Annotated in this window: 20 protein-coding genes and 1 tRNA gene; 12 read left to right on the forward strand and 9 right to left on the reverse strand. The window is 65.8% G+C overall.

Annotation, left to right across the window (positions count from 1 at the left end):
* Nucleotides 1–138 precede the first annotated feature (138 nt).
* From thrB to argS, 5 genes are read right to left on the reverse strand one after another with little or no spacing between them, the layout of a single operon-like run.
* Nucleotides 139–1,113 carry a homoserine kinase gene (thrB, locus tag JOD47_RS01070; protein ID WP_372432777.1) on the reverse strand — a complete coding sequence of 325 codons (975 nt, stop codon included), beginning with the start codon at nucleotides 1,111–1,113 and terminating at the stop codon, nucleotides 139–141.
* Nucleotides 1,106–2,236, reverse strand: a complete 1,131-nt coding sequence (gene thrC, locus JOD47_RS01075) for a threonine synthase (protein WP_204531199.1) — start codon at nucleotides 2,234–2,236, stop codon at nucleotides 1,106–1,108. Before thrC ends, thrB begins: the two co-directional genes overlap by 8 nt.
* On the reverse strand, nucleotides 2,236–3,570 hold the full coding sequence (locus JOD47_RS01080) for a homoserine dehydrogenase (protein ID WP_204531200.1): 1,335 nt from the start codon (nucleotides 3,568–3,570) through the stop codon (nucleotides 2,236–2,238). Before JOD47_RS01080 ends, thrC begins: the two co-directional genes overlap by 1 nt.
* Nucleotides 3,571–3,578: 8 nt before the next feature.
* A complete protein-coding gene (gene lysA, locus JOD47_RS01085) occupies nucleotides 3,579–5,039 on the reverse strand; it encodes a diaminopimelate decarboxylase (protein WP_204531201.1) in 1,461 nt (486 codons plus the stop codon).
* Between the two features lies 1 nt (nucleotide 5,040).
* Nucleotides 5,041–6,681 carry an arginine--tRNA ligase gene (gene argS / locus JOD47_RS01090; RefSeq protein ID WP_204531203.1) on the reverse strand — a complete coding sequence of 547 codons (1,641 nt, stop codon included), beginning with the start codon at nucleotides 6,679–6,681 and terminating at the stop codon, nucleotides 5,041–5,043.
* 172 nt (nucleotides 6,682–6,853) lie between these two features.
* On the opposite strand from argS, the gene JOD47_RS01095 reads away from it, so the two are divergent.
* From JOD47_RS01095 to JOD47_RS01135, 9 genes are all read left to right on the forward strand, one after another.
* Nucleotides 6,854–7,318, forward strand: coding sequence for an FMN-binding protein (locus JOD47_RS01095; protein WP_204531204.1), 465 nt, complete (start codon nucleotides 6,854–6,856; stop codon nucleotides 7,316–7,318).
* Nucleotides 7,315–8,184, forward strand: coding sequence for an FAD:protein FMN transferase (locus tag JOD47_RS01100; RefSeq protein ID WP_307836161.1), 870 nt, complete (start codon nucleotides 7,315–7,317; stop codon nucleotides 8,182–8,184). Before JOD47_RS01095 ends, JOD47_RS01100 begins: the two co-directional genes overlap by 4 nt.
* On the forward strand, nucleotides 8,185–9,696 hold the full coding sequence (locus tag JOD47_RS01105; protein WP_204531205.1) for an FAD-dependent oxidoreductase: 1,512 nt from the start codon (nucleotides 8,185–8,187) through the stop codon (nucleotides 9,694–9,696).
* 100 nt (nucleotides 9,697–9,796) lie between these two features.
* Nucleotides 9,797–9,869: transfer RNA gene (locus JOD47_RS01110), tRNA-Arg, on the forward strand.
* An 81-nt stretch (nucleotides 9,870–9,950) separates the two neighbouring features.
* A complete protein-coding gene (locus tag JOD47_RS01115; RefSeq protein ID WP_204531206.1) occupies nucleotides 9,951–10,724 on the forward strand; it encodes a DUF4129 domain-containing protein in 774 nt (257 codons plus the stop codon).
* Nucleotides 10,721–11,224, forward strand: a complete 504-nt coding sequence (locus JOD47_RS01120; RefSeq protein ID WP_204531207.1) for a hypothetical protein — start codon at nucleotides 10,721–10,723, stop codon at nucleotides 11,222–11,224. The genes JOD47_RS01115 and JOD47_RS01120 overlap by 4 nt, the downstream gene beginning before the upstream one ends.
* Entirely contained in the window at nucleotides 11,221–12,198 is a 978-nt protein-coding gene (locus tag JOD47_RS01125) for an AAA family ATPase (protein WP_204531208.1), read from the forward strand. The genes JOD47_RS01120 and JOD47_RS01125 overlap by 4 nt, the downstream gene beginning before the upstream one ends.
* Nucleotides 12,188–13,564, forward strand: a complete 1,377-nt coding sequence (locus tag JOD47_RS01130) for a DUF58 domain-containing protein (protein WP_204531210.1) — start codon at nucleotides 12,188–12,190, stop codon at nucleotides 13,562–13,564. The genes JOD47_RS01125 and JOD47_RS01130 overlap by 11 nt, the downstream gene beginning before the upstream one ends.
* Nucleotides 13,561–14,106 carry a hypothetical protein gene (locus JOD47_RS01135; RefSeq protein ID WP_204531212.1) on the forward strand — a complete coding sequence of 182 codons (546 nt, stop codon included), beginning with the start codon at nucleotides 13,561–13,563 and terminating at the stop codon, nucleotides 14,104–14,106. Before JOD47_RS01130 ends, JOD47_RS01135 begins: the two co-directional genes overlap by 4 nt.
* Here JOD47_RS01135 and JOD47_RS01140 read toward each other — a convergent pair.
* Nucleotides 14,084–14,665 (reverse strand): DinB family protein, encoded by a 582-nt coding sequence (locus JOD47_RS01140; RefSeq protein WP_204531213.1) that lies wholly within the window; start codon nucleotides 14,663–14,665, stop codon nucleotides 14,084–14,086. The genes JOD47_RS01135 and JOD47_RS01140 overlap by 23 nt on opposite strands.
* 86 nt (nucleotides 14,666–14,751) lie before the next feature.
* On the opposite strand from JOD47_RS01140, the gene JOD47_RS01145 reads away from it, so the two are divergent.
* Together JOD47_RS01145 and JOD47_RS01150 are read left to right on the forward strand one after the other, a co-directional pair.
* Nucleotides 14,752–15,759 (forward strand): helix-turn-helix transcriptional regulator, encoded by a 1,008-nt coding sequence (locus JOD47_RS01145; protein WP_204531214.1) that lies wholly within the window; start codon nucleotides 14,752–14,754, stop codon nucleotides 15,757–15,759.
* A 31-nt stretch (nucleotides 15,760–15,790) separates the two neighbouring features.
* Nucleotides 15,791–16,477 (forward strand): DNA alkylation repair protein, encoded by a 687-nt coding sequence (locus tag JOD47_RS01150; RefSeq protein ID WP_204531215.1) that lies wholly within the window; start codon nucleotides 15,791–15,793, stop codon nucleotides 16,475–16,477.
* A gap of 11 nt (nucleotides 16,478–16,488) precedes the next feature.
* Here the strand turns inward: JOD47_RS01150 and pip are convergent, their stop codons facing one another.
* Nucleotides 16,489–17,427, reverse strand: a complete 939-nt coding sequence (gene pip / locus JOD47_RS01155) for a prolyl aminopeptidase (RefSeq protein ID WP_204531216.1) — start codon at nucleotides 17,425–17,427, stop codon at nucleotides 16,489–16,491.
* Nucleotides 17,428–17,479: 52 nt separating this feature from the next.
* Between pip and hrpA the strand changes: the two genes are divergently transcribed.
* Complete coding sequence (hrpA, locus tag JOD47_RS01160; protein ID WP_204531217.1) at nucleotides 17,480–21,406, forward strand: ATP-dependent RNA helicase HrpA; 3,927 nt, start codon at nucleotides 17,480–17,482, stop codon at nucleotides 21,404–21,406.
* Nucleotides 21,407–21,487: 81 nt separating this feature from the next.
* Here hrpA and JOD47_RS01165 read toward each other — a convergent pair whose 3' ends face one another.
* Nucleotides 21,488–21,913 carry an HIT family protein gene (locus tag JOD47_RS01165; protein WP_204531219.1) on the reverse strand — a complete coding sequence of 142 codons (426 nt, stop codon included), beginning with the start codon at nucleotides 21,911–21,913 and terminating at the stop codon, nucleotides 21,488–21,490.
* A 71-nt stretch (nucleotides 21,914–21,984) separates the two neighbouring features.
* Nucleotides 21,985–22,818, reverse strand: a complete 834-nt coding sequence (locus tag JOD47_RS01170; protein ID WP_204531220.1) for a sulfurtransferase — start codon at nucleotides 22,816–22,818, stop codon at nucleotides 21,985–21,987.
* Nucleotides 22,819–22,833 lie beyond the last annotated feature (15 nt).

Genomic DNA, 22,833 nt, shown 5'->3' on the forward strand with positions numbered 1-22,833 from the left:
GATTGAGCCACTGCTGACACACAGGCAGTTTCACGACGGTCACAGAAGATGACGGCCAGATCAACAGAAGCACATCTGAATTCGGAATTGTCTTCGTAAGATCGGTGAGTGATGAACGTCAACGATTCAAGCAGGCAATTACCGTTGGTGCACCTTCACTTTAGCACCTTCTGTGTCCACGTTCAGCCTAAGAACACGCCAGTCACTACCCTCATTCGTGCCGGCGACGATGCGCTGCACCGCCGCGATGACCGTTGCGGCCTGGTCCTCCCCGACGGCGAGTGTCATTACTGTGGGCCCGGCGCCGGAGATTACTGAGGCGAAGCCCTCGGATCGCAGTGAGCGCATCAACGTGGCGCTGTGCAGCATGGCCTGGGCGCGGTAGTCCTGGTGCAGCAGGTCCCGGGTGCCGTCGAAGAGGAACTCAGGTGACGTTGTCATGGCATGCACCAATAGGGCCGCGCGCCCGGCGTTCGACGACGCACTGTTGTGCGGCACGGAAGCTGGCAGAAGGGCGCGCGCTGCCTCTGTTGACAGTTCGCTGGCAGGGATAGCAACAACAGGCACCACGTCAGGGTGCACCGCGAGGATGGTGCTCTGGTAGGCACGGCCGGTTTCCCAGGACACTGCGAGCGAACCCAGCAGCGCCGGTGCCACATTGTCCGGGTGCCCTTCGAGCGTGGAACACAGTTGCAGGACGGCGCGGGCATCCATGCGGGCGGACTCGGGAAGGAGCGCGTTGGCGGCGAGCACGGAGGAGACGATTGCCGCCGCCGAAGACCCGAGCCCCCTGCCGTGGGGAATCACGTTCCGCGTCTCGATCTCCAGGCCGGGGCTGGCGAACCCTGCGCGCTCCAGTGTGCCGAGGATGGTTGCTGCAACAAGGTGCGTCCCGTCCCGCGGCAGGGACTCTTCCCCCTCGCCGGTGACCGTCACCGTTGTCGTGCCTGTACCGGTGGTCCGGACCTGGATGGAGTCGTAGAGCGTCACGGCCAGGCCAAGGCTGTCAAAACCGGGGCCGAGGTTGGCGCTGGTTGCCGGAACTTCAACCGACACCTCCTGCCCGGACGCCACCACGGCCGCTGCAGTCATGGCCGGCGCTCCGCTAGGCATTTGCCGGCTGGCTTGCATGAGAGTCCGCCAGGCCCAGCGCACCTGCAACGCTGACGACGTCGAACTCCACCTTGGTGGGCTCGACATCGGACCCGTCGGCCGCCTTGAGCGCCCACTGCGGGTCCTTGAGACCATGCCCCGTGACCGTGATGACGATGGTCTTGCCTTCGGGAACGTCTCCGGCTGCGTGCTTCTTGATCAGACCCGCAACGCCCGCGGCCGACGCCGGTTCCACGAAGACTCCCTCGCGGGACGAGAGCCAGCGGTGCGCTTCGAGGATCTCCTCGTCCGTCACCGCCTCGATGAGCCCGCCCGATTCATCCCGCGCGGCGATAGCCTGATCCCAGGACGCCGGATTGCCGATGCGGATGGCGGTGGCGATCGTGTCCGGCTCAGTCACGGGGTAGCCCTTCACCAGCGGCGATGCGCCCTCGGCCTGGAAGCCCCACATGACCGGGGTTCGAGTCGATACCGCAGGCAATTCACCGGCGCTGAGCGAGGTATAGGGCTGTGAGTACTCCTTGTAGCCCTTCCAGTAAGCCGTGATGTTTCCTGCATTGCCCACCGGAAGCAAGTGATAGTCGGGGGCGTCGCCCAGGGAATCAACAACCTCGAAGGCGGCCGTCTTCTGGCCCTCGATGCGGGCCGGGTTCACTGAATTGACGAGGAATACCGGGTAGGACTCCGCCAGCTTCCGGGCCACCTCAAGGCAGTTGTCGAAGTTGCCGTGCACCTGCAGCAGCTCCGCACCGTGGGCTATGGCCTGGCTGAGCTTGCCCATGGCGATTTTGCCGTCCGGCACCAGTACCGCGCAGGTCAGGCCCGCCTGGGTTGCATAAGCTGCGGCGGACGCCGAGGTGTTGCCCGTGGAGGCACACACGACGGCCTTCGCCCCGGCCTCGACAGCCGCGGTGATGGCCATGGTCATGCCGCGGTCCTTGAAGGAGCCGGTGGGGTTCATCCCCTCGACCTTCAGGTACACGCTGCAACCGGTCAGTTCGGACAGCGCCGGTGCAGGCACCAAGGGTGTTCCGCCCTCGCCGAGCGTGATCACGCGCGTGGACCCCGTCACCGGCAACCGGTCAGCGTACTCGCGGATAACCCCGCGCCATTGGTGAGCCATCAGAGTCCCTCTACTCGGAGAACTGACGTCACCGCATTGATGACGTCCAGATCCTGGATATGTTTCACAGTTGTTGCGAGCGCCGATTCGGCTGCCCGGTGGGTGACGATACGCAGCTCAGCGCTGGCCACACCGCCATCTTCTGCCGGGTGGATGGTCTGCCGCATGGTCTCGATCGAGACTCCATGCTCGGCGAAGAGCTGTGCGATCCGAGCGAGCACGCCGGGCTGGTCCGCCACGTCGAGCCCGATGTAATAGCTCGTGTTCACCATGTCGATGCTCAGGGCAGGGACATGGCCCGTCGTTGTTTCGGTGCGCCCCGGACCGCCGAGCACCATGCGCCGGGCAGCGCTCACCACATCTCCGAGGACGGCGGAGGCGGTCGGTGTTCCGCCGGCTCCCTGTCCGTAGAACATGAGCTCCCCGGCGCTCTCTGCTTCGACGAAGACCGCGTTGAACGCTCCGCGAACAGCGGCGAGCGGATGCTCACGCGGCAGGAGGGTGGGGTGCACGCGGACGCTGACGCCGTCGTCGCCCGCTTCATCCTTCAGCAGCTCCGCGATGGCAAGCAGCTTGATGACGTAGCCGGCGTCCTTGGCCGCGGAGATGTCCTCCGCCGAGACCGAGGTGATGCCCTGGCAGTGCACGTTCTCCAGCGCGAAGCGCGTGTGGAAGGACAGGGAGGCGAGGATGGCCGCCTTGGCTGCAGCGTCATGTCCCTCGATGTCCGCCGTGGGATCGGCTTCCGCGTAGCCGAGGCGCTGCGCGTCTGCCAGCGCGTCGGCGAACTGCGCACCGGTGGAGTCCATCTGGTCGAGGATGTAGTTCGTGGTCCCGTTGACGATACCGAGGACGCGCGTGATCCGGTCTCCCGACAGGCTGTCGCGGATGGGGCGGAGAATGGGAATGGCCCCGGCGACGGCGGCCTCGTAGGACAGCTGGACGTGCGCGGCATCCGCGCGCTCGTAGAGGGTGGGCCCATCCTGGGCGAGCAGGGCCTTGTTGCCGCTGACCACGGTGGCTCCATGGTCGATCGCACGCAGGATCAGGCTGCGGGCCGGCTCGATCCCGCCCATGAGCTCAATGACGATGTCCGCACGCTCCACCAGGGATTCCGCATCGGTGGTGAACAGCTCCCGGGGAAGCTCCGCCTCACGGGGTGCGTCGATGGTTCGAACCGCAATACCGGTGAGCTCCAGGCGCGCACCGGTACGGGCAGCCAGGTTGTCCGCGTCCTCAAGGAGGATCCGCGCAACCTGCGAACCGACGTTTCCGCAGCCCAACAGGGCCACACGCAGCGTGCCGTCGGAAACGGTGGTTTGGGGGGCATTCATCAAATCGATCAGGCTCCTGCTTCCAGAGTTGCTCGGTCGTTTTCCGTCCCGCGTAAGACGTCGCGCGAGAGGAGGTCTTCTTCGGTTTCGCCGCGCACAATGATGCGTGCTTCGCCGTCCTTCACCGCAACCACGGGCGGGCGGGTGAGGTAGTTGTAGTTGCTGGCCAGCGACCAGCAGTAGGCGCCCGTTCCCGGCACAGCAAGGAGGTCGCCATGCGTGGTGTCCCCGGGCAGGTAGACGCTGCGCACCACGATGTCACCGCTCTCGCAGTGTTTCCCGACCACCCGCGAGAGCACTGGTTCCGCCGCAGAGGTGCGCGACGCAACTACAGCCGAGTAGTCGGCGTCGTACAGCACAGGGCGCGCGTTGTCGCTCATTCCGCCGTCAACGGAGACGTAGCGGCGGGGATGGGAGGCGCCGTCGGCATCCACCTGGACTGTCTTGGTGGTGCCTGCGGTATACAGCGTGAAAGTGCTTGGTCCGGCAATGGCACGGCCGGGCTCGATCGAGATCCGGGGTGCCCGCAGACCGTGCGCAGCGCACGCCTCACCGACGACGGCGGCCATCGCTTGGGCGATCACGGCGGGCGAGCGCGGGGTGTCCTCTTCGGTGTAGGCGATGCCGTAGCCGCCTCCAAGGTCGAGTTCCTTCAGCTCGACGCCGTGGCGGTCCCGGACCTCGGCGAGGAAGCCCAGGAGGCGGCGCGCAGCCAACTCGAACCCGGCGGACTCGAAAATCTGTGACCCGATATGGCTGTGCACCCCGACCAGGCGGATGCAGGGGTGATCCAACGCCGCGGCCACGGCCTGCGCCGCTGGTGATTCCTTGCCCGACGACGACGGCGCCAACGACAGTCCGAACTTCTGGTCTTCGTGCGCGGTGGCGATGAATTCATGCGTGTGTGCGTGCACGCCGGGAGTCAGCCGGAGCATGACGTTGGCGGTCGCGCCCCGGGCCTGGGCGAGCGCGCCCACCCGCTGCAGCTCATCGAGGCTGTCCACCACGATGCGGCCGACCTCGAGATCGAGCGCACGGTTCAGCTCAACGTCGGACTTGTTGTTGCCGTGGAGCGCAAGTTGGCGGCCCTTGAGGCCCGCGCGTACTGCGACCGCCAGTTCTCCGCCGGACGCGGTGTCCAGGCGCAGCCCTTCCTCCGATACCCAGTGGGCCACCTCCGAGCAGAGGAACGACTTGCCCGCGTAGTAGACGTCCACTCCCCCGCACAGGTCGCGGAACGCAGCGTTGAACGCGTCCCGGAAGTTCCGTGCGCGGGTGCGGAAATCTGTCTCCGATACCACGTACACAGGCGTCCCGAACTTCTCAGCGAGTTCGGTCACCGGGACACCGTCCACCGACAGGACGCCGCTTCGCGTTCTCGTGACCGTTGATGCCCACAGTGCGGGGTTGAGCTCGTTGGCGTCCCCCGGGTAGGAGAGCCAGTCGGGAGCCAGGGGTGAGGCAGGCACGCTACATCCGTTCCGGCGCGGAGACGCCCAGCAGATCGAGGCCGTTGGCGAGCACCTGGGTCACGGCGTCGTTCAGCCAGAGCCTGGTGCGGTTGGTGTCGGTGACCGGCTCATCGCCCAAAGGCGTCACGCGGCAGGCGTCATACCAGCGGTGGTACGCACCGGCGATGACTTCAAGGTGCCGTGCAACCCGGTGCGGCTCACGGAACTTGGCGGCCTGTGCGACAACTGAGGGATATGAACCGAGGTGGGCGAGCAGCTCACTGTCCGCCGGCTGGTCGAGGGCACCGGCGTCGAACGCCGAGCGGTCAACGCCGGCGGCGGCAGCGTTGCGTGCCACTGCGCAGGTGCGGGCGTGGGCGTACTGCACGTAGAACACCGGGTTTTCGTTGGTGTTCTTCTTCAGCAGCTCCGGATCCAGGGACATGGCTGAATCAGCGGGAGACCGGCCGAGCGAGTATCGCAGCGCGTCCGCTCCCAGCCAGTCGAGGAGATCGCGGAGTTCGATGATGTTGCCGGCGCGCTTGGAGAGCCGGGCACCGTTCACGGAAACCATCTGCCCGATGAGCACCTCGATGTTGGCCTCCATGTCATCTCCGGCGCAGGCGGCGATGGCCTTCAGTCGGCCGATGTAGCCGTGGTGGTCGGCACCGAGCAGGTAGATCTTCTCGGTGAACCCGCGGTCCTTCTTCGAGAGGTAGTACGCGGCATCCGAGGCGAAGTAGGTTGGCTCGCCGTTGGCGCGGATCAGGACGCGGTCCTTGTCATCACCAAAATCGGTGGTGCGCAACCAGACCGCACCGCCGTCGTCAAACACGTGGCCCTGCCCGCGCAACCGGTCCACCGCCTGCTCCACAGCGCCGCCGGAATGCAGGCCGGTTTCGGAGAAGTAGACGTCGAAATGGACTCGGAAGGCCGCCAGGGTCTCCTTGATGTCATCCATCTGTGCGCGGTAGGCGATGTCCCGAATCGCAGGCAGCGCTTCGTCGTCGGGCAGGTCCGCGGCGTCGGGGCGCTCAGCGAGCACGGTGCGTCCGAGGTCGGCAATGTACTCGCCCGGGTAGCCGCCCTCCGGCGTCGGCCGGCCCTTGACGGAAGCCAGCACGGACGCGGCGAAGTTGTTCATCTGGGTACCGGCATCATTGATGTAGTACTCCTTGGTGACCTCCGCACCGCTCGCGATGAGCACGCGCGCAAGGGAGTCACCGAGGGCAGCCCAGCGGGTGTGCGCCAGATGCAGCGGTCCGGTGGGGTTCGCAGAAACGAACTCCATGTTGATCACGTGGCCTGCGAGCGCCGCGTTGGTGCCGTATGCCGGGCCGGCTTCAACGATGCTGCGTGCCAATTCCCCGGCAGCGGCGGCATCCACCCGGATGTTGAGGAAGCCCGGACCCGCGATCTCCACGGAGGCAACGCCGTCGAGCGCCTCCAGCCGGCCCTTGAGGAGTTCCGCGAACGCGCGCGGATTCATTCCAGCCTTCTTCGACAGCTGCAGCGCGATATTGGTGGCCCAGTCCCCGTGCTCGCGGCTCTTGGGCCGCTCAACCCGCACCTCTGAGGGCAGCTCCACGTCGATCTCACCGGCAGCGACGGCGTCTTTCAGGCATGAGGAGATTGCGGAGGAGAGTTCTTCGGGAGTCACTCATCCAGCATAACGGCGCGGGTCCAATCCCCCGGGTTCTGTGACGGACGCCTTATCCGGGATCATCGGCAGCGCCGCCCATCCGGAGGACCGCGCTGAACCGAATCAGGTTCGCTAGCGTTGTACAAAAGCGTAGACCGGCCCCAGCTGCGTCTGAGACCAAGGAGATTCTGTGACCCCCGCCGTGAAGAAGCCTTACCAGCGCTGGGCCCTGACGGGGCTGGCGGCCGTTTCCCTCCTGGGCTCTGCAGCCTGTGCTGCCGGCCCCACGCCGTCGCCCGGCGCCGGTGGGGATGCCGCCAATGCAGCTGAGCCGGACGCTGGGGTTTCCGGGTCCGGCGACTACGCGGACGGAACGTACTCCGCCACCGGGTCCTATCAAACGCCCGGCGGCGAAGAGGAAATCGGGGTGACGGTCACGCTTGAATCGGGCAGTGTCAGCGACGTGCAGACCGAGCCGATGCCGAGCAATCCCACCACCGAGCTCTACCAGGGCAAGTTCAGCAGCGGCATTGCAGAACAGATCGTTGGAACGCCCCTCAGTGAGCTGAACGTTGACAAGGTGTCCGGTTCGTCGCTGACCAGCGCCGGCTTTCGGAACGCCGTCGAGCAGATTATGGGCGAAGCCTCACAGTGAGCCCCGCGGGCCAACTGCAACGGTTCAGCTTCGACGCCATCGGCACGGCCTGGCACATCGATACCGCGACGGAGTTGTCAGCGGAGGCCCGCGCCGCCGTCGTCCTGGTCATAGAACAGTACGACGCCGTCTACTCCCGTTTTCGTCCCGACTCGGTCATTTCTTCGCTCGCCGGCGGCGGCAGCGTTACCCTTCCGCCGTCCGGTGAGGCGCTGGGTGACCTCTACCGGAAGCTCTACCGGCTGACGGACGGGGCGATGTCTCCCCTGGTGGGGCGGTCCCTTGAACAGCTGGGGTACGACGCCGGATATTCCTTCATGCCGCACGGCGGCCCTGTGCCTGCCGCTGTCTGGGACGGGACGTTCGAGTGGAGCGGAACCACGATCCGGTCCGAGCATCCGGTGACCCTGGATGTCGGAGCAGCCGGCAAAGGACAGCTCGTTGACCTCGTGTCCGCGGCACTGCGGGACGCCGGCTACCCGGAGCACACGGTTGACGCGGGCGGGGACATGCTGCACCGCGGGCCCACACCGCTGCGGGTCGCCCTCGAGCACCCGTACGCCGCTGATTCGGCGATCGGGGTGGTGGACCTTCAGGACCGGGCGCTGTGCGCATCCGCCTCCAACCGGCGCCGCTGGGCGGACGGCCTGCACCACGTCCTGGATGCCACAACCGGACGATGCGTGGATACAGTGGTGGCTAGCTGGGTACTGGCCGACGACGCAATGGTTGCGGACGCTCTCGCCACTGCCCTTTTCCTTGTTCCGCCCGACGTGCTGCTGGCCGAGTTCGACTTCGACTACGTCCGGATCAGCTCCGAGGGACGCGCACAGTATTCATCATTCCTGACAGGAGCGTTGTTCTAGATGGTCGGACAGCCGAAGTGGCTCACCAAACTCGACACGTTCCTTGGCCGCGCCACAATGTACCGGCTCGTACTGATTCTGCTGCTGATTCTGACGGCGTACGCGTTTGTCCTGTCCGGCCTTGGGCTCCTTGCCTTTACCCCGGCGGAGCTCGGCGCGACGCTGGCTACCGCCGTTATCGCCTCCTGGGGTGGCACGCGCGTCATGGCGATGATGCTCCGGACGCGCCCGCATACGGAATCCTCACTCATCACCGGCCTGCTGCTCTTTTTCGTGATGTTTCCCTCGGACGACGCCGCCGGTGTGGGCGGGATTGCGCTGGCGGGCCTTCTGGCGGCCGCTTCGAAGTACCTGATCGCCGTCCGCGGCCGGCACATCTTCAATCCGGCCGCGTTCGGAGCAGCAGCGGTGACGCTGCTGGGCCTCGGCGCAGCCGCGTGGTGGGCAGCCAATCCCGCCATGCTGCCTCTCGTGCTCATCTGCACCATCCTGATCCTGTACCGGACGCGGAAACTTTCCATGGGAGCCGTCTTCCTTGTCCTCGCCGTCGGGATCCTGGTGGTGCGCCTCGCGGCCGGCGGCACGGATCCTATCGCTGCCCTGCAGCTCGTCTTTGTGTCGTACCCCGTCCTTTTCCTGCTCGGTTTCATGCTGACTGAGCCGCTGACCCTCCCGCCCCGGCGCTGGCAGCAGCTGCTGGTTGCCGCCGTCGTCGCCGTAGTGCTGGCACTGCAGATCAGTATTCCGCCGGTGTTCCTCGGACCGGAGTACGCCCTGCTGATCGGGAATGTGGTGGCTTTCGGCATGGGCCAGCGGCGGCGCATCCGCCTGCGTTTTGTGGGATCACGGCAGCTGACCCCGACCAGCGCGGAGGTCTCCTTCACTCCGGAGGCGCCCGTGCGGTTCGAACCAGGCCAGTACATGGAGCTCACCCTGCCGCATGCGCGGGCGGACCGGCGCGGCCTTCGCCGCATCTTCAGCATCAGTTCAGCGCCCGACGACGGCACGGTCCGTTTTGGCCTGCGCCTCTCGGATCCGCCCAGCTCCTTCAAGGCGGCTCTCCTGAACCTGCGGCCAGGTGCTCCGGTCGATGCGACGAGTGTGGCGGGCGACTTCCTCCTCCCTGCCGATCCGTCAGTGCCGCTGATGCTGTTCGCCGGAGGAATCGGTGTCACGCCGTTCCTCAGCCAGCTGCGCTCGGCGGCAGGAGCAGAACGCGACATCGTCCTTGTCTACGTTGTGAGCGCACCGAGCGAGCTGGGCTACGTCGAGGAACTGGCGAACTTCCGGGTGATCCTGTTCTGTCCCGGCGATCCGGGACAGCTGCCTGCTGCCTGGACCCACGGCGGTGGAAGCTTCCCCAGCGCCGGGGAACTGCGCTCCTCGGTTCCGGACGTTGGCCGGCGGCGCGTCTATCTGTCGGGTTCGCCGGCCAACCTCGCACGGGCCAAACCCGTCATTCGCGACGCCGGCGGGAAGTCCATCCGAACCGACGCATTCCTCGGCTACTAGGGCTTTGCTGAGCAGCGCCCGCAGGGGTTTCGTTCCGCCAACTTTTCCCTGCTAAGCTTCATAAGTCCCTTTCGACCGCTGGTTAACGCCGGCTGGCCGTGCCCTCGTAGCTCAGGGGATAGAGCGTCTGCCTCCGGAGCAGAAGGTCGTAGGTTCGAATCCTATCGAGGGCACTTTTTCGCATCCGCCGGGCTCGGCGGACTCCATCGCACCGCCTAGACTGATCCCACGGACGAACGACGCGGGAGGCCTTGATGCAGGTGCGCAGACCCCGTGCCGTGCGCGCCGATCCGCTCCTGTTTTTCGGCGTCCTGACCCTGCTGCTTGTCGTGGTTGCGGCCGGCTTCGTTGGACCGCTCACCGCCGTGGCACCGGAGCTGGAGCTGAACAACGGCGCCCTCCTTCCCACCGCTGAGCCCACCCCCTCCAACACGGATTCTGGACAGGACGAGTCGCGGGAACTTCCCGATGCAACGCGTTCCTCGCTGCCTATTGTGATTTTCACGATCGTTCTGCTCGCCTGCACCTTCTACCTCGTTTCCTTCCTTGCATCCCTTCGCCGCGAGAGGCTGCCGTACGCCCACCAGGTTGATTACGTGGATGATTCCAGCGCTGCCGGGAGCCCGGAAGCTGGCCGCGGGGGCGTCTTCGACGGTCTCGCGCTCGCCGAAGCAGAACTGCATGGACCAGCCGATTCAAGGAACGCGATCGTTGCCTGCTGGCTCGCCCTTGAGCGCGCAACGTCGGCTGCAGGCCTCCCGCGAGTTCGCCAGGAAACGACGGCGGAATATGCCGGACGTGTACTCGCTGCATTCAATGCGCGGGCAAGCGATATCGCTGTCCTTCAACGACTCTATGACCGCGCGCGGTTCGGCGCAGGCACCAGCGGCCGGATGACTGAAGAAGACCTTGCAAGCGCACGGACGAGCCTCGGTGCCATCAGTGCGGCCGTCAGTCTGCACGAGCCGGCAGCTCACCATCCTGGCCCGGCAATCACCCGCCCTTCGGCCCGGACGGACCACCCGTGACCGCGGGACAGTGGCGGGTAACGGCTCTGCTGGTGGTACTCGCCCTCGCGTCCGCACTCTTCCTCCGCCTCGATCCTGCGCACGCCGTCGTCCTGGTGACAGCGGCATTCACAGCCGGGGTGGTGAACGGAATCCTTGACAATCTCGACGCCGACCGCCTGCCTGCTTTGAGCACGCCGCCACGGTCCAGGGGGCTGGCCGAGGTACAGGCCCTTGAGTTCTCGCTGTCCGGCTCCCAGTCCGGCGTGGGAATACGCGCAGTCAACCAACTGGCCGACCTCGCTGCCGCCGCGCTTGAATCGCGGCGGATAAACCCCCTCACTATTGAAGGACCGCTTGCAACCCTCCTCGCTGCCCGGCGGGGAATTGACCCGTCAGCCGTGGTTGACGCAGGCGTGTTCGACGCCGCGATGGATCAGCTGGAACAGCTGGTCCGGGCGGAACCGGACGTACTGCCCGGCCACCGCCGGCTATCCCCACCACCGAAGGATTCCCAATGACGCGAAGCCTGACACCGGAGCAAGCCGCCGCACGCTGCGGCGACGTCCTGAGCGAGATCGGAACAGTGGTGGTCGGCGTGGACGCCACCCTCAAACTGGCCCTCGGGGCAGTCCTGGCCGGTGGACACGTCCTGTTCGAGGACCTTCCCGGACTCGGCAAGACGCTGGCCGCAAAGACCATGGCGCAGGCTTTGGGACTGGGCTTCCGACGGTTGCAGTGCACACCGGACCTGCTGCCCTCCGACGTCACCGGCTCCTCCATCTTCGATCCGGCGGAACGTCGCTTCGAATTTGTGCCGGGCCCCGTCTTCACCAATCTCCTGTTGGCGGACGAAATCAACCGTACCTCGCCCAAGACGCAGTCCGCCCTGCTGGAAGCCATGGCCGAAGCGCAGGTCTCGGTCGAGGGACGGACGCTTGTCCTCGATCAGCCCTTCCACGTGTTCGCCACAGCGAACCCGATTGAATTCGAGGGCACCTATCCGCTGCCCGAGGCGCAGCTGGACCGGTTCCTCATCCGCGTCGATGTCGGCTATCCGGAACCAACGGCCGAGCAGGACATCATTCGCCGTCGCCTCGACCGGGGTACGGAGGTGACCGCAGTGCGTATCGTCCTGGAACCGGGCGAACTCCTGGAGCTTCGACGGGCGGTCAACCGCGTCGAGGTGGATCCCGACGTCGTGGACTACGCGGTGCGGCTCACTGCCGCGACCCGCTCGCATGACGCCGTCGATGTCGGCGCCTCCCCTCGGGGTTCGCAGGCGCTGGTCCTGCTCGGGCGTGCGCTGGCACTGATGGACGGCCGGGCATTTGTCCTTCCCGAGGACATCAAGCTGGGGACCACACCCGTACTCGCGCACCGCTTGACCCTGACCCCGGGTTCCTGGGCGCGCGGGATACGGGCAGCGGACGTCGTCGCACAGGTGGTGAACAGGGTGTCCACCCCGACCACCGCGTCAGCCCATGAGCGGTAGGGACGGCTTTCGCCCTGGCGGACAGTGGAGCCTCGCCTCGATCACCATGATGGTGTGTCTCGTCGTCGGGCTGTTCGTGGGCCGGCCCGACGTCGTCGTGCTTGGTCTTCCACTCGCTTTCGCCGCCGCCTCGGGGTGGAGCGCACTCCGTCGGGCAGCCGATGGGCGCGCTGAATCTTCGACCGGCACGGATCCGGTGACATTCGGGATCGAGGCGGACCCCGTGGAGTCCGACGACGGACACCGCAGCTTCCGCGTGGCCTCCGACGGTCCGGGCGGAATTGCCCTGATCCAGGCGGGCGCTCCGGGGCGGCCGGCTGTTTCCGCGCTTACGCTTGTCGGCGGTCCGTTCGCGGTTTCGGTTCCGGTTCCACGTTCCGGGCGGACGAGGGTGCTTGCGGTCGGTGCAGCCGTGCTGACCCTGGACGGTGTCATGCGCCAGGAGGCCCGGGAACTCGAGCCTGTTCGGTTGACCGTCCTGCCGGGGATCCGTGAAGCCAGGCTGCTTCCATTGCCGCATCGCCTGCGGGGGCACACCGGTGAGCACACCTCGCGAAACACGGGGGACGGCGGGGAGCTTCGGAGTATCGACGAGTTCCGCTCCGGGGACCAGCTGCGACGCATTGACTGGCGGGCAACCGCCCGACAGTCCGCGAACGAAGATCGCCTTTACGTGCGCCGTTCCTATGCACGCTCCGAAGCAGGCGTCCACCTCGTTCTGGATACGGCACACGACTATCCTGCGCGTCTGCACGCCTGGTTCCCGCTGCGCACCGGGCCCGTGAGCGAACTCAGCTCGCTCCACCTCGCCCGGGAAGCAGCCACACTGCTCGCTGCGTCCTATCTCGCCGCCGGTGACCGGGTAGGGCTCAACGATCTATCCGGCAGGCATTGGCCGGTGCGGGCTGCCGGCGGGCGCCGGCAGCTGGAGCTGATCCGCACTCATCTTGCCCTGATGGCGCCTTCCGGGCGGCCCGAGCGGCCCTTGCGCGATCCGGGTGCGCCGGCGGGTTCCCTCATCTACGTGGTGAGCACCTTCACTGACGAGGAACCGGTGAGGCTCATGCGGTCATGGCAGGCGACAGGTCACAGGGTTATCGGTGTGGACATTCTTCCTGTGCTGGAAGGCAGCGCCGCGTCCCCTTCCGGCCGCCGGGCCTCCCGTCTTGTACTGCTACGACGCCGCGAAGTGATGAACAGCCTGGCGGCGTCCGGGATGGCGGTTCTTGGCTACCGCGGCGAAGGATCGATGGATGGGGCCGGTGCGCTGGACTCGATTCCCGGGCAGCTTCCGCTCGAAACGGGGCTGGCGGCGTTGCGACGGCCGGCCGGACGCGCCCGGTCCGCAGCAGGCGGACCGGCATGAGGGGCAGCCTGAGGGGCGGCGCGAATACGCGCCCTCCGGCCGGGTCCGTCCGAACACTGGACATCGGACCCTCGTTTTCTGTGGGCTGGCTGCGGATCTTCGCCTTCGCGCTGTCTGCCGTTCTCGGTCTGTCGCTATGGCAGAACACTCCCCTGGTCCTCGTGCCGCTGGCCTTCTTCGCTGCCTCGGTGCTGGTTCCGGTCGTCCTGCTGCCGCTTGGATCGCTCCTGTTGATCGCAGGCAGCTATGCGGCGATTGTTCCGGGTGGATCCTGGGCGGTCTTCCCCTATGCCGCCGGCCTCCACCTGCTTTTCGTGTGCTACGCCCTGTTGCTCGGCATCCCGCGGCGAACCGATCTGAGCACCGCAGCGGCGCTGCAGTTTCTTGTTCGCGCCGGGAAGATTCAGTTGCTCGTACAGCCGGCGGCGGCCGTCGCCTTGCTCGTGCAGGACGCCGGAACTCAACCGGTGCTTGTCGCTATCGCCTGCGCTGCCCTGGGCGGATGGGCGTTCTGGCTGCTCAGGACGCTGCGGCGGACGTAGCATTCCTGCCGGGCCCGTGTGCCCAGAGGTCACGCAGCAGCGCGATCTCGGCAAGATGGTGGATCATCTCACGGTTGATGTGCTGAATCAGGGCAGCCATGGGAGCTTCCGCGAACGGGCCTTCGGCAGGTCCCACCGGCCGCTCCAGGCCAACGGGTGACAGCGAGGATACAGCGCTGTGCCAGTGCGCATACATGCCGTCCAACTGCTCGAGGGCACCATCGGCTGTTCCCGGATACTCATACGTTTCGTAGCTGACCGGCGCACCGCCGAAGTGGGACTCCAGCCGCCCTCCCAGCACGCCGACCAGGATGTGGCCAAACCGCCAGGCGATCGTGGTGACCGGGGCGGGCACCGGTTCAGGAACGGCGAAGTCGATCGTATAAGCTCCGCTGCCGACCTGCAGCGGCGCTGTGCCCGATCCCCGCGGTCTCACGCTCCAGCTACCGGGCACGGGCTCCCAGAAATACTCCTCATCACCCAGACCGTTCAATCGTGGCCGCGCGTGATTCTGCCAGTGCCACTGAAGCTGGTCGGTCAGTTCCCTGCGAATGTCCATTGGTCTTTCCCTCCGTGTATGCGATGAGTTCAGTGTAGGAAGCATTGCGGACAGCAAGTGTCCGCATTGGTCGGTACCGTGGTGGCATGTTGGAAACCTCGGCGCGGCTACTCCAGCTCCTCTCCCTGCTTCAGCTAAGGCGCGAGTGGACGGGGCCCGCCCTCGCGGAACGGATGTCCGTCACCGAGCGCACAGTCCGCAGGGACATCGGCAAGCTGCGCACTCTCGGCTACCCCATCCACGCCTCCCCCGGCATCGCCGGCGGCTACCAGTTGGGCGCCGGTGCCCAGCTGCCTCCGCTGCTGCTCGATGATGACGAAGCCCTCGCCGTTGCCATCGGATTGAGTGCCGTCACGGCGAGTCCTGTGTCGGGCCTCGGTGAAGCATCAGTCCGGGCTCTCACCAAGTTGGAACAGGTTCTTCCCGGCCGGCTCAGGCCGAAGTTCGCCGGCCTGCGTACCGCCGTCACCCGGATGGCTGCGGTCAGCACACCGGTCAACCCGGAAGTTCTCACTGCTTTATCAGCGGCCATCACCGAGCGCCGGGTGGTGGTCTTCCGCTACGCACGCCATGACGGTGAATCCTCCCGGCGGGTCGTTGAGCCGGTTCGCCTCGTGGACACGGGCCGCAGATGGTATCTCGTGGCGTGGGACACCGGGCGGCAGGACTGGCGGACCTTCCGCGTGGACCGGTGCCAGAGCGTCCCGTCGCCGCGGGACAGATTTCCCGGACGTCCGCCTCCCGCCAAGGATCTTGCCGCCTACGTACAGAAGGCGATCACCCGCTCGCCGTACAGCCATGACATAGTGGTGCGGATCCACGCCCCTGCTGCTGACGTCAGCCAGCTGGTCCCACCCAATATCGCGGAACTCGAGGACGACGCCGGGAGCACCATTATGCGATTCGGCGCGGACTCGCTCGACTGGCCCCTGATGCACGTTGTGGCTCTGGGCTTCGACTTTGACATTCTCGAGCCCCGGGCCCTCCAGGAACACGCAATCACGGCTGCCGGGCGGCTGATCCGCGCGGCCGGGCCAGCCGCCCGCGCCACGGAGCCCGGCGTCGGCCATGGCCCAACCCGAAGTCCGTCATAGGCTGGACCCGGCACGAAGACAGGAGACCACCATGGTTAAGGCAGCACACGCGGAGACGACTGTCGATGAGGTGATGGCCGAGCTTGCCGCGCTCGAGGACCCGCGGATGCGTGAGGTGAACGCCAGGCACGGTGATGACCACGGAGTTAACCTCAGCAAGCTGCGTGCGCTCGCCAAGCGCCTGAAGACGCAGGAGGAGCTTGCCTCCAAACTCTGGGAGACGAACGACACCGCGGCTCGGCTCCTCGCGATCCTGATCTGTCGCCCCAAAGCACTCGGGCCGGATGACCTGGATGCGATGCTGCGCACGGCGCGCGCACCCAAAGTGGAGGACTGGCTCATCAGCTACGTGGTGAAGAAGAATCCGCACGCGGAGGATCTGCGCCTCGCCTGGTTCGCTGATCCGGATCCGGTGGTCGCCGGTGCAGGCTGGGCACTGACCGCCGACCGGGTGGCGAAGAAGCCAGCCGGGCTCGACCTGCCGGGGCTTCTGGACGTCATCGAGGCGGAGATGAAGAACGCACCGGAACGCCTGCAGTGGGCCATGAATACCTGTCTGGCCCAGATCGGGATCGCGTACCCCGAACACCGCACTCGGGCACTGGAGATCGGTGAGCGGCTGGAGGTCCTGAAGGACTACCCCACCTCCCCCGGCTGCACCTCGCCGTTCGCCCCCGTCTGGATCAATGAAATCGTGCGCCGACAGCAGGCCGGATAGGACCGGGGCTGTCAGCCGTCGGCGAAGCGCAGGACGGCGCGGTTCACCTCGTCGATCATGCCGCTGCCGCCGTGGCCGTCCTGATCGACAACGACCAGCTCCGCCGCGGGCCATGCCTGGGCGAGATTCCACGCAGTCGAGAGCGGGGAGCTGACATCCAGACGACCATGGATCATCACGCCGGGAATGGAGGCGATGCGGTCCATGCGGTTCAGCAGATCGTCACCTCCGAAGCCCGCATGACGCCAGTAATGGGTCACGAGGGTGGCGAAGAGGAGCCGGAATTCCGGCGGTTGAAGCTGAAGATGCGGCTCGGCCTTGGGATCCAGGGACATATGCACGTCCTCCCAGGTGCACCAGGCCAGGGCCGCACGCTCGCGGGCTGCCGCGTCAGGGCCGGTAAGCATCCGGTGGTAGGCGTCAATGATCCGTTCATCCGATGCCGGCCCCGCCGCAGCACGGAATGCGTCCCACTCCCGGGGAAAGATCTTGCCCATGTCTTCGGTAATCCAGGAAACCTCCGCGCCCGACGTCGTCGTAACCGCTGCAAGGATGATGCCCGACACCCGATCAGGGTGTGCCTGAGCGTAGGCAAGGGTGAGCGTGGTCCCCCAGGAACCGCCGTACAGCAGCCATTGCCGCACCTGCAGGTGCTCACGCAGCACCTCCATGTCGGCGATGAGCGCCTGCGTGGTGTTGGTGGACAGGTCCGCCTCGGAATCTGTTGCGAGCGGCCGGCTCCGTCCGCACCCTCGCTGTTCGAAGCCGACAATGAAGAATTTCTCCGGGTCGAAGTGCTGTCTGTAACCGCCCCGCATCCCGGAGCCGGGCCCTCCATGCACATAGAGTGCGGGCTTCCCGTCCGGGTTGCCGGCCGCCTCCCAGTAGATTGTGTTCGCATCGCCGACGGACAGCATTCCACTGTCGACAGTTTCGTTTGAGGTGAACATCCAGCCAGCCTAACCGCGGGCGGGATAGCGCCGAGTAAACTTTGACGTAATCATGTCGCTGACTATCACTTACCCTGCCCAGCTCCCGGTCTCGGAACGGCGGGCAGACATCATGGCTGCCATCGCGGCGAATCAGGTCACCATCATCGCCGGCGAAACGGGCTCGGGAAAAACCACGCAGATCCCCAAGATGTGCCTCGAACTCGGCCTCGGCCGGTCGGGAATGATCGGTCATACCCAGCCGCGCCGCCTGGCGGCCCGCACCGTTGCCGAACGCATCGCCGAGGAATTGGACGTCAAGCTCGGAGAAGAGGTTGGATACCAGGTCCGGTTCACCGGCGAAGTGGGCCGGAGCACGCGCATCAAGCTGATGACGGACGGCATCCTGCTCGCCGAGATCCAGCATGACAAGCTGCTGAGGAAGTACAGCACCATCATCATCGACGAGGCCCATGAGCGCAGCCTCAATATCGACTTCATTCTGGGCTATCTTAAGCGCATCCTGCCCAAACGCCCCGATCTGAAGCTCATCATCACCTCGGCCACCATTGATCCGGAGCGCTTCGCGAACCACTTCGCCGCAGATGAGGCTGCGCCGGTCAAACAGCCCGCGCCCATCATCGAAGTGTCCGGGCGGACCTACCCCGTGGAGATCCGGTACCGTCCGCTCAGCCAACCCGCCGGTGACACTGACTCTGACGCTGAGTTCGGCGCACAGGACGAACTTGAGGAAGACCGCGATCCACTGGACGCCGTGTGCGACGCCGTTGACGAACTTGCCCGCGAAGCGCCCGGCGACATTCTGGTCTTCTTCTCCGGCGAGCGCGAGATCCGGGACGCAGCCGACGCACTCCGCGCCCGGGTACAGGTGAACCCGCGGCTTCGCGGGACCGAGATCCTGCCCCTCTTTGCCCGCCTGTCACTGCAGGAACAGCACCAGGTCTTCAAACCGGGCGGCGCCGGACGGCGCATCGTCCTCGCTACCAATGTTGCTGAAACATCCCTGACCGTTCCCGGGATCAAGTACGTCATCGATACCGGAACCGCCCGCATTTCCCGGTATTCGCACCGCACGAAGGTGCAGCGGCTGCCCATCGAGCGGGTATCGCAGGCATCCGCGAACCAGCGGTCTGGCCGTTGCGGCCGTGTGTCCAACGGCATAGCGATCCGCCTGTACTCCGAGGAGGATTTCGACTCCAGACGGCCCTTCACTGATCCGGAGATCCTCCGGACCAACCTTGCGGCCGTTATCCTCCAGATGGCGGCCATGGGGGTCACCCGCGGCCCGAAGGATGTTGCAGCCTTTCCCTTCGTGGAGCCGCCGGACTCAAAAGCCATCAACGACGGCGTCACGCTCCTTCGCGAGCTCGGCGCGCTTACCGCTGACGGCGGCATCTCCCCGGTGGGTCGGCAACTGGCACAGCTGCCCGTTGATCCGCGCCTCGGGCGCATGATCGTTGAGGCCGGGCGCCGCGGCTGCACCAAGGAGGTCATGATCCTGGCTGCGGCACTTACTATCCAGGACCCGAGGGAGCGTCCGCAGCCGGACCAGGCAGCGAAGCTCCAGAGCGCCACCGAGAAGCACCGCAGGTTCGCGGATGAGAAATCCGACTTCACGGGATACCTCAACCTGTGGCGGTATCTGCAGGAGCAGCAGAAGGAGCTGTCCTCCACCCAGTTCCGGAAGCTGTGCCGAAACGAGTTCATCAATTACCTGCGCGTGCGCGAGTGGCAGGATCTTTTCGCCCAGCTGCGGCAGCTCGCCAAGCCGCTGGGGATCACACTGGCTCCCAGCGAAGTGGATCCGGTGGGCCAGCATGATGCGATCCACATCAGCATGTTGTCCGGCCTGCTCAGCCACATCGGCCTGTATGACCAGCGCAAGCGCGAATACTCCGGCGCGCGCGGCACCCGTTTTGCCATCTTCCCGGGCAGCGCACTGTTCAAGAAGAGCCCTGACTGGGTCATGGCAGCGGAGCTCGTGGAAACCTCCCGGCTGTGGGCCCGCGTGGTCGCCGCATTTGATCCGCTCTGGGCCGAGGAAGTGGCACCGGATCTGGTGAAGCGCAGCTACAGTGAGCCCCATTGGTCGCGCAAAATGGGCTCCGTCATGGCCTATGAGAAGGTCACCCTCTACGGCGTGCCGATTGTGCCCCAGCGGCGCATCAACTATGGCCGCATCGACAGGGAGCTGGCGCGGGAACTCTTCATCCGCCATGCGCTGGTGGAGGGTGACTGGCGCACCCACCACAAGTTCTTCCATCGCAACAAGGCGCGCATCGCCGAGATCGAAGAGATGGAAAACCGGATGCGCCGCCGCGACCTCATGGTGGACGATGAAACCCTGTTTGCGTTCTACGATGCCCGCGTGGGTTCGGATGTGGTGTCGGAGCGCCACTTCGACAAGTGGTGGAAGCAGGCACGCCAGGACAACCCGGATCTGCTGGACTTCAAACCCGAGGAACTGCTCAGCCGCGACGCCGACCTCGACGAGAGGGCGTTCCCGAAGACGTGGCACCAGCAGGGCTTTGAACTGCCGCTCAGTTACGAGTTCTCCCCCAACACTCCGGGTGCCTCAGACGGCGTCACCGTGCAGGTTCCCATTCTGTTCCTGAACCAGCTGGAGCCGGCCCCCTTTCAGTGGCAAATCCCCGGGCTGCGCGTCGAACTGGTTGCCGCGCTCATCAAGTCCCTGCCCAAACAGGTTCGCAAGAATTTCATTCCCGCTCCCGACGTCGCACGGAGCGCCGTCGATGCCCTGCACGCCGATTTCGATCCGGGCCGGGACGCACTTGAGCCCTCGCTTGAACTGGCCCTGCGCAGATTGAAGGGACACATCATTCCCCCGGGGTCCTGGAACCGGGACACCCTGCCGCCGCACCTCTTGATGAGCTTTGAGGTGACGGACGGGAACGGACGCATTCTGGACGAAGACAAGGACCTGCAGGCGCTCCAGGAGCGGCTTGCCCCGCTGACCCGGCGGGCAATCGCCGAATCACTCGGCGCCACCCCTGGATCTGTTCAGCAGATCTCGAAGGCGGCAAGTCGAAAGCAACAGGCAGCGCCGTCGTCGTCGTCGTCATCATCAGGAGAAGCCACACCAGGGATCAAGGAGGTCAGCGGCGCGACGGCGTGGACCTTCGGTACAGTTCCCCGGGACGTTTCCAGGATCGTGGGTGGCCACCGGGTGACGGGGTACCCCGCGCTGGTTGACGAGAACACCGCGGTTGGGCTGAGGGTTTTCCCCGACGCCGCCGGGCAGGCAGCTGCCATGCGGGCAGGCGTTATCCGCTTGCTTGCGCTGCGGGTTCCGAGCCCCGCCCGGTACGTCCTTGAGCACCTCAGCAACGCAGAAAAGCTTACGTTCAGCCAGAATCCGCACGGCAGTGTCGCGGCGCTGATCGAGGACTGCTCCATCGCAGCGATCGACAAGCTGACTCCCGAGGAGCTGCCGTGGACCGTCGGCGAGTTCGACGCGCTCTATGAAACCGTCCGCGCCGAACTCATCGATACGGTGTTCACCGTCACGGCAACGGTTGAGAAGATCCTCGCCAGTGCCCGAAGGATTGAAAAGCGGCTGAAGGGCACCACGAGCCCGGCACTTATCACCGCGCTCAACGATGTGAAGAGCCAGCTTGAGCAGCTCGTCTTTCCGGGCTTTGTCGCGACGACCGGCTACGCACAGCTGGCGCACCTCCCCCGCTACCTCGCCGGCATCGAAAGGCGGCTTGAGAAGCTGGAGACCAATGTCCAGCGCGATGGCGTGAACACTGCAACGGTGCAGCGCCTGGAGGACGAGTACGACGACGCCGTTGCCGCCGTCGCTCCGCACGGACGGCCGGTGCCGCCCGCGCTACGACGCGTTCGCTGGATGCTCGAGGAACTCCGGATCAGCCTGTTCGCCCAGGAGCTGGGAACCGCCTACTCGGTCTCCGAGAAGCGCATCAGGACAGCCCTCGGCGAAGCACTGGCTGCCTGAGAACCAGGAACTTTTGCGCAGCTCCGGCGGGTTCCGCACCCCTCGGATCCGCCGGAGCTGCGCAAAAGTTCGCTTGGGGAGTCAGCCAGGAACGTTGTCGCCGAACCCCGCGCTGCGCAGGGCAGCCCGGAGCCGTTCTGCGTTCTCGTCGAGCTTCGCCGGATCCGGAGCGCGGTCAACGTTGTGCACGTCGAAGTCCGCCGGACTCTGCGTCGGCCAGATGTGCACGTGTACGTGGGGAATTTCGTAACCCTCCATCAGCACTCCGATGCGTTTTGCGTTGAAGGCTGATTCCTGGACTCTCGCAAGCTTCTGGGCCACATCCATGACCTTGCCGAGCAGATCCGGCTCGAGGTCCACCCAGTGCGCAACCTCGCGGCGCGGGACGACCATGAGGTGCCCGTCGGTGATGGGCTCGATGGTCAGGAACGCCACCACGTCCTCGTCCTTCCAGACGAACCGGCCCGGGATTTCGCCGGCGATGATCTTGGTGAACAGCGTGCTCATGAATCCTCCTTCAGGTTCACGGCTACTCTCTCACGGGCGAACGTCCGCAGCCGAGTGGATCCGGCGCAGGGTCAGGGACCGGTTGCCACCGGCAGATCCGCACGCTGGGACCACTGTGACCACGATCCCGGATACAGCGCGGCCTGGTAGCCGGCAACCTCAAGAGCGGCAATCTCGTGAGCGGCAGTGATACCGGATCCGCAGTACACGGCAACGTCTGCGGTCTCGGAGATGCCCAGCGCAGCGAAGCGCCGGCGCAGTTCCACCGGCGGCAGGAATGTGTTCTCCGCCGTGAGGTTCGCGGATGTGGGAGCGTTGGAGGCTCCCGGAATGTGCCCGGCTTTCGGGTCAATCGGCTCGGTCTCACCACGGAAGCGCTCGGGCGCCCGGGCATCGAGCAGGACACCGTTGCGCGCCAGGGTGAGAACGCCGTCGACCGCCGTCAGGACAGGCATGTGTCCGGAGCTCAGGGTGACTTCGCCCAGGCAGTGCTGCTCCTCGCCGCGCTCGGTCTCGTAGCCGGCCGCCTGCCACGCACTCAGCCCTCCGTCGAGCAGGTGGACTCTGGTGAGGCCCGCGTCGCGAAGCAGCCACCACAGGCGTGCTGCAGAAAGATTCCCCATGTCGTCGTAGGCAACGACCACATCGCCGTCGTTGATGCCCCACTGACGGGCCGCTTCCTCGAGCGCCGCCGGTTCCGGCAGCGGGTGCCGTCCCTCCGCCGCGGATGGGCGGGAACACAGCTGCGTTTCAAGGTCAACGTAGACGGCGCCTGGAATATGGGCTGATCGGTACTGCTCGTGGCCGTGGGGGTTGCCCAGCGTCCAGCGAACATCCAGCAGGACGGTCTGCTGACCGGAGGTCATCCGGTTCCGCAGCGCCTGCACGTCCATCAGAGTCTCCATGAAGATCTCCTTATG

Origin of the sequence: Arthrobacter tumbae (genome assembly GCF_016907495.1) — a bacterium.
GTDB classification, from domain to species: Bacteria; Actinomycetota; Actinomycetes; order Actinomycetales; family Micrococcaceae; genus Arthrobacter_D; species Arthrobacter_D tumbae.